The 10,094-nt window shown below is 69.1% G+C and carries 17 protein-coding genes; 10 read left to right on the top strand and 7 right to left on the bottom strand.

The features are described from left to right. The first annotated feature begins 21 nt into the window (after positions 1-21). From ACWCPW_RS31805 to ACWCPW_RS31785, 5 genes are all read left to right on the top strand, one after another. A complete protein-coding gene (locus ACWCPW_RS31805; RefSeq protein WP_449765009.1) occupies positions 22-1,161 on the top strand; it encodes an N-acetylmuramoyl-L-alanine amidase in 1,140 nt (379 codons plus the stop codon). A 2-nt stretch (positions 1,162-1,163) separates the two neighbouring features. After that, entirely contained in the window at positions 1,164-1,406 is a 243-nt protein-coding gene (locus ACWCPW_RS31800; protein ID WP_449765008.1) for a holin, read from the top strand. Then, positions 1,403-1,831, top strand: coding sequence for a hypothetical protein (locus ACWCPW_RS31795; RefSeq protein ID WP_449765007.1), 429 nt, complete (start codon positions 1,403-1,405; stop codon positions 1,829-1,831). The genes ACWCPW_RS31800 and ACWCPW_RS31795 overlap by 4 nt, the downstream gene beginning before the upstream one ends. Then, on the top strand, positions 1,828-2,190 hold the full coding sequence (locus ACWCPW_RS31790) for a hypothetical protein (protein WP_449765006.1): 363 nt from the start codon (positions 1,828-1,830) through the stop codon (positions 2,188-2,190). The genes ACWCPW_RS31795 and ACWCPW_RS31790 overlap by 4 nt, the downstream gene beginning before the upstream one ends. A 329-nt stretch (positions 2,191-2,519) precedes the next feature. Further along, positions 2,520-3,368, top strand: a complete 849-nt coding sequence (locus ACWCPW_RS31785; protein ID WP_449765005.1) for a hypothetical protein — start codon at positions 2,520-2,522, stop codon at positions 3,366-3,368. Positions 3,369-3,495: 127 nt separating this feature from the next. On the opposite strand, the gene ACWCPW_RS31780 is transcribed toward ACWCPW_RS31785, so the two are convergent. From ACWCPW_RS31780 to ACWCPW_RS31765, 4 genes are all read right to left on the bottom strand, one after another. Next, positions 3,496-3,696 (bottom strand): hypothetical protein, encoded by a 201-nt coding sequence (locus tag ACWCPW_RS31780; protein WP_449765004.1) that lies wholly within the window; start codon positions 3,694-3,696, stop codon positions 3,496-3,498. Between the two features lie 60 nt (positions 3,697-3,756). Continuing rightward, positions 3,757-4,005: a hypothetical protein gene (locus ACWCPW_RS31775; RefSeq protein ID WP_449765003.1), complete on the bottom strand. Its 249-nt coding sequence runs from the start codon at positions 4,003-4,005 to the stop codon at positions 3,757-3,759. A 70-nt stretch (positions 4,006-4,075) separates the two neighbouring features. Next, the gene (locus ACWCPW_RS31770; protein ID WP_449765002.1) at positions 4,076-4,324 is read right to left on the bottom strand and encodes a hypothetical protein; all 249 of its coding nucleotides are present in this window, start codon (positions 4,322-4,324) and stop codon (positions 4,076-4,078) included. Next, entirely contained in the window at positions 4,321-4,596 is a 276-nt protein-coding gene (locus ACWCPW_RS31765; protein ID WP_449765001.1) for a hypothetical protein, read from the bottom strand. Before ACWCPW_RS31765 ends, ACWCPW_RS31770 begins: the two co-directional genes overlap by 4 nt. A gap of 201 nt (positions 4,597-4,797) precedes the next feature. Between ACWCPW_RS31765 and ACWCPW_RS31760 the strand changes: the two genes are divergently transcribed. The 4 genes from ACWCPW_RS31760 (at position 4,798) to ACWCPW_RS31745 (ending at position 7,028) form a co-directional block, all read left to right on the top strand. Further along, entirely contained in the window at positions 4,798-6,000 is a 1,203-nt protein-coding gene (locus tag ACWCPW_RS31760) for a helix-turn-helix domain-containing protein (protein ID WP_449765000.1), read from the top strand. A gap of 115 nt (positions 6,001-6,115) precedes the next feature. Continuing rightward, positions 6,116-6,316: a hypothetical protein gene (locus tag ACWCPW_RS31755; protein WP_449764999.1), complete on the top strand. Its 201-nt coding sequence runs from the start codon at positions 6,116-6,118 to the stop codon at positions 6,314-6,316. After that, a complete protein-coding gene (locus ACWCPW_RS31750; protein WP_449764998.1) occupies positions 6,313-6,510 on the top strand; it encodes a hypothetical protein in 198 nt (65 codons plus the stop codon). The genes ACWCPW_RS31755 and ACWCPW_RS31750 overlap by 4 nt, the downstream gene beginning before the upstream one ends. A 311-nt stretch (positions 6,511-6,821) precedes the next feature. Continuing rightward, a complete protein-coding gene (locus ACWCPW_RS31745; RefSeq protein ID WP_449764997.1) occupies positions 6,822-7,028 on the top strand; it encodes a hypothetical protein in 207 nt (68 codons plus the stop codon). A gap of 88 nt (positions 7,029-7,116) precedes the next feature. Here ACWCPW_RS31745 and ACWCPW_RS31740 read toward each other — a convergent pair whose 3' ends face one another. Further along, the gene (locus ACWCPW_RS31740; RefSeq protein ID WP_449764996.1) at positions 7,117-7,485 is read right to left on the bottom strand and encodes a hypothetical protein; all 369 of its coding nucleotides are present in this window, start codon (positions 7,483-7,485) and stop codon (positions 7,117-7,119) included. A 155-nt stretch (positions 7,486-7,640) separates the two neighbouring features. Here ACWCPW_RS31740 and ACWCPW_RS31735 point away from each other — a divergent pair, with 155 nt between their 5' ends. Further along, positions 7,641-8,384, top strand: coding sequence for a GntR family transcriptional regulator (locus ACWCPW_RS31735; RefSeq protein WP_449764995.1), 744 nt, complete (start codon positions 7,641-7,643; stop codon positions 8,382-8,384). Positions 8,385-8,532: 148 nt separating this feature from the next. On the opposite strand, the gene ACWCPW_RS31730 is transcribed toward ACWCPW_RS31735, so the two are convergent. Further along, the gene (locus ACWCPW_RS31730) at positions 8,533-8,907 is read right to left on the bottom strand and encodes a PH domain-containing protein (RefSeq protein ID WP_078979150.1); all 375 of its coding nucleotides are present in this window, start codon (positions 8,905-8,907) and stop codon (positions 8,533-8,535) included. Positions 8,908-8,956: 49 nt separating this feature from the next. Beyond that, positions 8,957-10,063, bottom strand: coding sequence for a PLP-dependent cysteine synthase family protein (locus ACWCPW_RS31725; protein WP_449765016.1), 1,107 nt, complete (start codon positions 10,061-10,063; stop codon positions 8,957-8,959). Positions 10,064-10,094 lie beyond the last annotated feature (31 nt).

Genomic DNA, 10,094 nt, shown 5'->3' with positions numbered 1-10,094 from the left:
GGGCCGGCGGATCTCCCGGCGGTGGCCGCCTACTTCTCCGGCATCGCGAGCGTCTTCGACACGGCGAACGTGGGCATCTACGGCGGCCGGCGCGCAATCGAGTGGGCGATGTCCTCGGGTGCGGCCCGCTGGTTCTGGCAGACGGGCGCCTGGTCGGCCGACCACAGGGTGCCCGGTATCCACCTGTGGCAGCGGATCCCGACCACCCGCCTCGGGGCCTACGAGATCGACATCGACGACAGCCTCCAGGCCGACTATGGCGCCTGGTTCACAACTGGAGAGGCCATGGCTTGGTGCCCGTTCGCCAAGAAGATGGAGCTACTGCCGGAGTCCAACTCGCAGGCGGCGATCAAGCCGACGCAGTTCATCCTGCACTCGATCGCGGCGCCGTGGACGGTTCAGCGGATCTTTGAGTACTGGCGGGACTCGACCAACCTGGACAGCCACTTCGGGCTGGGCTTCGACGGTTCGCTCGGCCAGTACATCGGGACGCAGACCCGCGCCGACGCCAGCGCCCAGGCGAACGTCCGCGCGATCAGCCTGGAGTCTGCGAGCAATCTGCAGCACACGGATCCGTGGACGGATGCGCAGGTCGCGATGATCATCCGCCTGGGTGTGTGGCTGTGCCAGACCCACGGCATCCCCGCCCGCAAGCCGTCGTCGTGGGACGCGCCGGGGATTGGCTACCACCGGATGTATCCGCAGTGGTCGACCGGCGGCACCGCGTGCCCGGGTGACGCGCGCGTGCGGCAGTTCGACCAGCTCATCCTGCCCGGTATCCAGCGCGGCCTCGCGGGCGGGCCGATCCCCACCACCCCTTCATCAGGAGATGAGTTCGATATGGCGAGCGTGGAAGAGGTCACCAACTCGGTCACGGCTGCTGTCGTGAAGCGGCTGCGGGACGACCCGTACCCGGAGGCGACGTTCGAGCTGGACGGCAAGCCCTACGTGCCGCGCGGGTTCGAAGTCGACCGGGAGATCTACATCTTCAAGAAGCAGGTGATGGACGTGCTCGCCGAGATCCGGGCCGCCCAGTCCACGCCGGTCCCGGTCCAGGTCGACGCGACGGCTGTGGCTGCGGCGATCGCGGCCGACAAGACGCTCATGTCGGCGATCGCCAAGGCGGTCGCGGACGAGGACCACAAGCGGACGGAGGCGTGACCATGGCTGCTCCTGTGGAAACGAAGGTGAAGGCTGCCGGTATTGCCACGTATCTCGGTCTGGCCGGCCTGCTCGGGATCCTGAACGCGACGGGTGACGCGGGCCTGCTGGGTGGTTTGCCGGACGTGGCCGAGGTGTTCGTGGCTCCGATGCTGCCGACTGCGATCACGCTGGTCGCGGGTTGGCTGGCGAAGCACACTCCCCGGCCGGAGGACGACACGGCCTCGCCGGGGTACTCGCGGTGAGGCTGGCGGCGGCTCGTGCGCGGCAGCGTCTGGGCCGCCGCGGCATCTACCTGCTGGGCGCGGGCCTGGGGAAGGTGTGTCTCGGTGTCAGTTACCTGACGGGTCCGCTGACGACGGTGAGCCCGCTGACGTCCGTGATGCCCGTGTGGGCGTGGGCGTGGCTGTGGATCGTCGTGGGGGCGTGCGTGTTCGCGGGTGCGTGGATGCCGGTCGGTCGTGACGGCCCGGCGTTTCTCGTGGCGCTGGTGCCGCCGGTCGCGTGGGCGGGGACGCTGTTGTGGGCGTGGTGGACCAGCGACTACCCCCGCGGCGCGGCGTTGTGGGGCTGGCTGATGTGCGGCCATGTGTGGGTGATCCTGTGGGCGAGCACGGTGCCTGAGCACTCGGTCCCGCCTGCGGACCAGGTGAGAGCGAGTGACTCGTGAGTGAGATATGGAGCCTGGCGGGGATCATCGGGAGTGCGGGGATCACGGCTGCGGGGGGCTGGTTCACGCTGAGGGCGACGCAGCGTGCGACGCAGGCGGGTATCGAGGCTCAGCGTGCGGTCGCCGAGGTCACGGCGGAGCCTGCGCGTGACCAGGTGAGTCTGTCGATTCTGAAGGAGACGACGGAGCGGGTCGACCGGGAGAACGGCGAGTTGCGGCAGCGGTTGTCGCGGCTGGAGGCGGTCTTGCGGGCGTTCTCGCGGAGCGCGGATCGGTGGTGTGCGCAGATGCGCCGGGCGGGGATCGACCCGGAACCACCGGAGCCGTTGGTGGAGGAGTACCAGCGAACTGGAGTGTGATCGGCCCCGCTGTCGCCTTCGGGCGGCGGCGGGGCTTCTCGTCGTGAGGGGGTGTGTCGTGGCTCGGATGCTGGGTGTGTGCCGGCGTGCGTGGTGTCCGGTGTGTCGGGCACCGGGCGGTGTGGACTGCCCGTCGACGAGCAGACCGAAGGGGGCAGCGCGCGCGAGGGAAAAGGCCGGGTGGCGGTGGGAACTGACAGGCGTGGCGCGCCGGTTCGAGCGCGCCTTCAAGGGGTGTGGCGACTAGAATCGAGGCAGAAAACACAACGGCCGGACGGATCCAACTCCGCCCGGCCGTAAGTGATTTCGGCGGGCTACCGACCCGCGCAGTGCCCTATCACCGTCACGCAGTAAGGCACGTCTATGACTGTACCGATCCCTGTCCGGCGCCGTCATCACCGGGCGGCAACATGCTGAGGATACGTCGCTCCAAGCCCGTCTCCGGGTTCACGATCCTCCCGAACGACACCTTGCGGGACGACCGCTTGAGCTACTGCGCTCGCGGCGTCCTCGCGGAACTCCTGAGTCGCCCCGACAAGTGGGAGACGAACGCCGACGCCCTGTCCGAGCGGGCCCGCAAGACGCGCGGTGACGTCGTCGGCGAGGGCCGCCGCGGGATGCGCGCGGCGTTCGCCGAACTCGAAGCCGCGGGCTACATGGTCCGGCGGAAGGAGAAGCTCGCGAACGGCCGCTTCTCCACGGTGCTGGAGGTTTTCGACCTGCCGCAGGACCGGGGTACCGCTCGCGGTACGTCGGCGGACGGTACGTCGGCTCGCGGCACGTCGGTGACCGGTACCTCTTCAGGAAGTACCGATGAACGAAGGAATGATGGCGAAGACGGCGGCGAGGAACATTCCTCCGCGCTCGCTGCTGCTCGCGCGGGGCAGGCGGGCCCGCAAGATCGACTCGGCGTCGAATTGCAGGCGTGCTACGACGCGGCCGACCGGCTCGACGACGAACGGCTTCGGCGGCACCTGCTGGCATTCGAGCGGAAGCGGCCCCAGATCTACCGGCTGTGCCGCCAGGGCGCCCTGGTGCAGATAGGCAACGAGCCCGGCGGCAGGCAACTGTTGGGTAGCGAGCGCGGTGTGCGGACGATCGATCTGCTCAGCTTCAAGTACGCGCTCCAGCACTACGTGGAACGGATGCCTGATTGGCTGGTGAAGCTGCCGGCCTGAACAAGTCCTCGCGTCCGTTGCACGGATGTCCGTCCCGGCGGCTAGCGTGTCTCTCGTCGGCCCCGCTCGCGCGGGGTTCGCGGCCCCACCTCCTCACGGGGGTGGGGCCGCTTCGTGCCGTCCGGACTCAGCCGACGCTGCCCTGGTAGTACAGCCGCCCGTCGGATGGGTCGTTGCCCGGCTCGTAGTTGTGGAGCCGGTCGTCGTGACCCTCGGTCTGGGGCAGGAGCACCCCGTCGTCTCCACCGCCCTCGGCGATCGCGGACGCCAGGTCGATGACCTCGCCATCGAGGGGTCCGCCGGTCAGGACGCGTTTCGTGTCAGCCATGGACCCAGGCTGCCGGCCGCTGGCCACAGGTGACCCGGTTATCCACAGACCCGATGGCCCCTACTCGCCTGCGGCCTGCCGCGCCCGGTACAGCGCGACAACGGCCGCCCGCGCCTCGGCCTGGAGCCGGCCCCACTCCTCGACCCAGGCGGCGTGCTCGGCGTCCCACGCGGCCCGCTCGCCCTCGTCCTCGGGCGGGGTCGCGTCGTTCCGCCAGCCGGTCCGGGCGTGGGCTTTGACCGCGGCGTCGGCCGCGTCCCACCGTGCTTGGGCGGCGTCGAGCGTGGGGGTGTCGTGCGAGTCGTGCATCCGCCCGACGCTACCCGCCGCCTCCGACACCGGGCTCGTGGGCGCGGCCGGCGTCCGGGTGGCGGCTCGGCTACCAGGCCAGCGCGCGAACCACGGTGACGGTGAGGACGGACGCCGACACCTCGTACTCGATGATCACCGTGGACACCGAGGCGGACCGCCGGTCCTTGTCGCCGCGCACGGCCGAGGACCCACAGCCGTAGGGGTCGCGGCCGATGGTCCGCTCGATCTCCGCTTTGACGTTGGCCCGACTGGTGGACGACAGGCCGGCCAGGCCCGTCTCGGCTTTGTCGGTGTAGGCGACGTAGTAGCGGCTCACTGCGGCTCCGGGGGCTCGAAGGGCGTGCCGTCCGCGTTGTGCAGGCCGGAGAAGTCGCCGGCCCTGAGCCGGGCGATCTGCCCCTCGTCCTCTTCGTGGGCCTCGTCGGGCAGCGCGAAATCGATCAGCGCGACCTGGGCGATCTGCCTGAGCGGGGTGGCGCCGATGACCTTGTCGAACTCGGCGCGACGTTCTTCGGGGAGGGCTGCGCGGATCCCGTCGAGGGTGTCGGGGAGGACGACGGCCTGGCCGCGGACGTGTGTGATGGGCATGGGCCCAGCGTGGCACCACGCCGCCCGTGATCGGTAGCCGGCGCACTCGCGCGGGTTACGCGACCCGGTGTGCGCCCTGCGGCTCCGGGGCCGCTTCGACCCGCACAGTTTTGTGCGGGTGGGCAGGCTTCATCTGTGCGTTGGTATGCGGACAGGTCTGGCGACGTACTCTGCGATTGCCACCGAACCGGGGAGACAGCGATGGGCCTCATGGACGACGAGGGCGTGGGTGCGCGCATCCGTACCGCGCGCAACCTGCACCAACTCACTCAACAGCACACCGCGAACGCCGCGGGCATCTCCGTCAGCTACCTCGAAAAGCTGGAGCGCGGCGCACGGCTCCCGACACACGACGTCTTGGTGCGCCTGGCTGGCGCGCTCCGTACCGACGTGACTCGCCTAAACGGTCAGCCGGACTTCACCGACCGGGACGTGAGCGGCGTAATCCCCGAGTTGCGGCGGGTCCTGCTGTGCTACCGAAACCCGGCCCGGTTGACCGTCGCGCCGCGTTCCCTGGCCAAGTTGCGTGTCGAGGTCGAGAAGATCAGTCGGCACCGTCGCGCCGCGCAGTACGCGCAGGTGGCCCCGAGTCTGCCGGGCGTGCTCACCGAGTTGGGGCACGTCGCCCTGGGGGCGGAGGGCTCCGAGCGTCGCGAGGCGTTCGGATTGCTGGCGACCGGCTACCGGGCTGCGAACTCCCTGGCCCACAAGCTCGGCTACTACGACCTGAGTACGTCCGCGCTGGAGCGCACGGAATGGGCGGCCGAACAGTCGGAGGACCCGCTGGCCGTGGCAACCGCGCGCTACCTCCTGGGTGGGGCCATGCTGCGCGAGGGCGCAATCGAGTCGGGGGTACACCTGCTGGAGGGCGTCGAGCGGGACCTGGTCGCGTTGTCCGCGCAGCGACCGCGCACGATCCAGGACACCGGTGTGCATGGTGCGATCCTGCTCAAGCTGGCGATCCTGACGGCGCGCGGTGTGGGCAACCGCAACCCCGGGGCGTACTTCGAGGAAGCCGACCGGCTGGCGGCCACCATGGGCGGCGACAAGGTCGTCTACGAGACGACGTTCGGGCCCGTCAACGTGGCCATTCACAAGGTGGCCGCCGAGATCGAGATCGGCGAGATGGACAACGCAGTCCGCATGGCGGACGGCATGGTGCTGCCGGACGATCTGGCCCCCGAGCGGAGTTCGCATCACCACATCGACGTGGCGCATGCCAAGTTGGCAACGGGTGACCGAGAGGGGACGCTGAAGTCGCTGCAGGAGGCGCGGAAGTTGGCGCCTCAGCACACCAGGCACCATCCGCGGGTGCGCGACACGGCCGCCGCGCTGTTGAGGCAGGATCGTGGGAACCGCGAATCCATCGCCGGATTCGCCCGTTGGAGTGGTATCGACCTCTAGTCCCCGGTGTATTCGCACTTCAGAGGGCCCGCACAAAACTGTGCGGGTCCTCCTCTGTTTTCTCTCGCAAGATCTATGCACTGGGAGTGACACCAAGATCACTAAGGGAGAAGCGATGGCCGGCGAAACCGAGCAGCCGCGAGTGACCCTGGAGCTGGAGCCCGAGGCCGACCGGCCCTTCATCGTGCGCATGTCCGGCGCCGGGCCGGCTGCGCAGGTGGAGCTGACTCGCGAGGAAGCCGAGCGTCACGTCGCCGAAATGGTCGACCTTCTCGACCTGTTCGACGTCAATGCGACGGCAAGGAACGTTCGGTGAGCGCCTCCGTTCCGGTCGTGAGCGTGGGCCCCTCCGGCGATCCACACCGTCCGATCCGCGTGAAGCTGCCGGACCGTGAGCCGACGGACATGACGCACGACGAACTCGTCGCTCTCCAGCACGAGATCCGCGTGTACCTGCTGTACCGGGTCCCGGCTCCGCCTATCGGCCGGATCTCGAACTCGGGCGGCTAAGCCCCGCCCGACGCCGCCCGCGATCGATCCGCGGCGGCACCCCCGGCTGTTCGCCCTTCGCCCGGCGGACGGCCTGGCCCGGCGGCTGGTAGACCGCCGGGCCCTCGACTCCGGTCCTGCTGCCACCGGCGCGGTAGCGGGGCCGGCCCACTGTCGCCCGCCCTTCCGTTCGACGGGCGACTCGGCCCGGTGGTGCCTCACATCACCGCCGGGCCCTCACCACCTCGCCCGGCCGGGGGAGATCGCGCCCAGCGCGCCGGCCGGGCGAGGCACCAACACGCAGCCACCCACCCACCTGATGGAGATACGTGATGGCCCACGACGCGCGACCGCCCGGAGACGGCGACCACGTCGAGTACACCTTCGACGCCCGAGGGCGCGCGCCCGGGATCGTGCAGGGTTGGCCCCAGCGCGGTCGAGTGTGGGTGAAGCCGCACAACGGCGACGCGAAGTGGTCGGCGAAGGTCGAGGACGTTCGGGTGATCCGCAGGTACCAGGCCAGCAGGCCCACCTGGTAGGCCCCATAGACCACCGCCGGACCAGGCGGTGCCGCACGGGCGGGGTCTGAGCTACGCAGGCAGGGACCCCGCCCAAGACACTCTCTGTCTACTCCATCCAGGTGATCCGCGCACGCATGATGACCACTCCATCGACGTCGACCCGCTGCTCGAGCGAGTCCGCCAGCGCGTCCACGATCACCAGCCGTGGATGCTCACCAAGGTCGACGCCGCTGCCCGGCGTGGTGGGCCCCGGCTCACGGGACGTCACGACGACCACGCACTCGCCGGCCGTGCGCTGGAGTTCGACGCGCACATCCCCTTCGGCACCCTGGGCCAAGGCCTCGCCGAGGAGTTCGCCGACGACCTGCTCGACAGCCGCCCGTCCGGGTGAACCGTCCAGCAGCAATCGCGCCCACGCCCGGCCGAGCGACACACTCGCGGGCGTCGCGGGCAGGGTGATGTGTGCGGGATCCATCCGGGAGCTCCAGCCGTTCTGGCCACCTTTGGTCACGGACTGTACACGTTATGGGTATAACTGGCGGCTCTCCCGAAGGATGACATCCTTAGCCACGCAGAGTGGCAGGAGGAACCGTCGTGGCAGGTGTCCCTCACGGGGAGACGGCGGCGTACATGCGCGTGGCGGCCGAGCTCCGAGACCGAATCCAGTCGGGGGCCTATCCCCCTGGATCACGGATTCCGTCGCGGGCACAGATCACGCAGGAGTTCGGCGTCGGCCACGGCACGGCCCTCGAGGTCCTGAAGGTCCTGACCGCCGAGGGTCTCGTCGAGGGCCGGCAGGGCACCGGGACGTTCGTCCGCAACCGGCGTTCGGAGGTGCACCTCGTGCGCCACTGGACTGAGGACATAGGGCACCGCATGCCCTACACAATGGCCATGGCGGCCCGGCCGGGAGCGGACCCGACCTGGACGGTAGATACGTCGACGGACGCGGTTGCGCCCGAGCACATTGCCCAGCGCCTCGGCATCGCCGCCGGCGATCGCTGTGTCCGGAGCGTCTACGTCTTCCGCCTGGGCGCCGATGTGGTGATGTGGCATTCGAGCTGGGAGCCGTATGCGATCACCGGCGGGACGCCCGTTCTCCTGCCGGAGCGTGGGCCGCTCGCGGGTGCCGGCGTACCGGCCCGCATGGCCGCGATCGGACACGTGATCACTCGCACGATCGAGGACCTGACCGCCAGGCCGGCGCTTGCGGAAGAGGCCGCGGCTCTCGACGTGCCGACGGGGGCGAGCCTGCTCGTGATCAGGCGGACGTGGCACACCGACGACGGCCCGGTCGAGACTGCCGATCTCCTGATCCCTGGCGGCGCGAACGAGGTGCGGTACGAACTCCCCGTTCGGCCCCCCACGCCGTAACGCAACGAAACGCCCTGGGACGCTACAGGGATTTCTGGGATCCCAGAGGGACGAAACTAACCCCTCCGAGAGAACGCAACGAAACGCCAGGGAACGGTGTTATGCCTGATCACCTGGCGTTTCCCCACCTCCGCCGCCGGTCACAGGCCTAGTGCATGATGTAGTGCAGGATCACGTCGTGGACGTGTCGGCCCTTGTCGTCGCTGCGGAACTCCACGCTGTAGGTCTGCGTGCCGACGTGGATCGCTATTTCGCTGGAGCTCAGGTACGAGCCGGTGAAGCTCTTGTTGGAGACCATGCTCACGCTGCTGATCTTCGAATAGGGCAAGGAGGTGATCGCGACCTTCTTGCCGACGAAGCTGTTGTCCTGGATGATCGCGCGCCGGTCGGTCAGCCCGATGAACCCGGTGCCGACGCCCTTCGCGTCGTAGACCGCGATGATCTGCTCACCCGGCAGCAACCCGCTCTGGATCTTCTCCAATTGCTCACGCTTGTCGAAGACGACGTTTCCCGCTCCGCTCATCCCTTGCTCCTCCTCGTCGACCTGCGACACCCAGCCTAAGGCCGCTCGATCAGCGCCATTCACTCGTCGCGTGGAAGTGTCGCAACGTGTCCTCGTACGCGGTCAGATCCAGCTTTTGGCGCGCGAGCCACTCGTCGGAGTAGTACGAATGCGCGTAGCGCTCGCCGCCGTCGCACAGCAGCGTCACCACCGATCCGGTCCGACCCGCGGCGCGCATCTCGGCCACCAGACGCAGCGCGCCCCACAGGTTGGTGCCGGTCGAGCCGCCCGCCTTGTGTCCGGTACGCCGGTGCAGTTCGCGCATCGCCGCCACCGACGCGGCGTCGGGGACCTTGATCATGCGATCGACGATGTTCGGCATGAAGCTGGCCTCGACCCGAGGTCGCCCGATGCCCTCGATCCGCGACGAACACGCCTCGGTGTACGCCGGATCGTGCGTGCGCCATCCGTCGAAGAAGGCCGAGTTCTCGGGGTCCACGACGCAGATCTTGGAGTGGTGCCGGCGGTAGCGGACGTAGCGGCCCATGGTCGCGCTCGTGCCGCCGGTGCCGGCGCCGGCCACGATCCACTCGGGGATGGGATGCCGCTCCTCGGACATCTGCTCGAAGACCGACTCGGCGATGTTGTTGTTGCCCCGCCAGTCGGTCGCGCGCTCGGCGTAGGTGAACTGGTCCATGAAGTGCCCGCCGGTCTCCGCCGCCAGCGCGCGCGAGACGTCGTACACCGTGGCGGCGTCCTCGACCAGGTGACATCGGCCGCCGTGGAACTCGATCAGCTCGATCTTCTCGGGGCTGGTGGTGGCGGGCATGACCGCGACGAACGGCAGGCCGATCTGGTTGGCGAAGTACGCCTCCGAGACGGCCGTGGAACCCGAGGACGCCTCGATCACGGTGGTGCCCTCCTCGATCCACCCGTTGCACAGGGCGTAGAGGAAGAGCGAACGCGCGAGCCGGTGCTTGAGCGAGCCGGTCGGGTGGGTCGACTCGTCCTTGAGGTAGAGGTCGATGCCCCACTCCGCGGGCAGCGGGTAGGCCAGCAGGTGAGTGTCGGCGGAACGGTTCGCGTCGGCGGCGACCTTGCGGATGGCCTCGTCCACCCAGTCGCGGGTCTTGGCGCTGAAACGATCCACATCGTGGTCCACCGACGTCACGTCCACTCCCCTGGTTGGTTCGTACCCCACGCCGGGT

Source organism: Embleya sp. NPDC001921, from assembly GCF_053594475.1.
The sequence above is the reverse complement of the archived record's forward strand: the minus strand, read 5'-3'. Positions and strand labels throughout refer to the sequence as shown.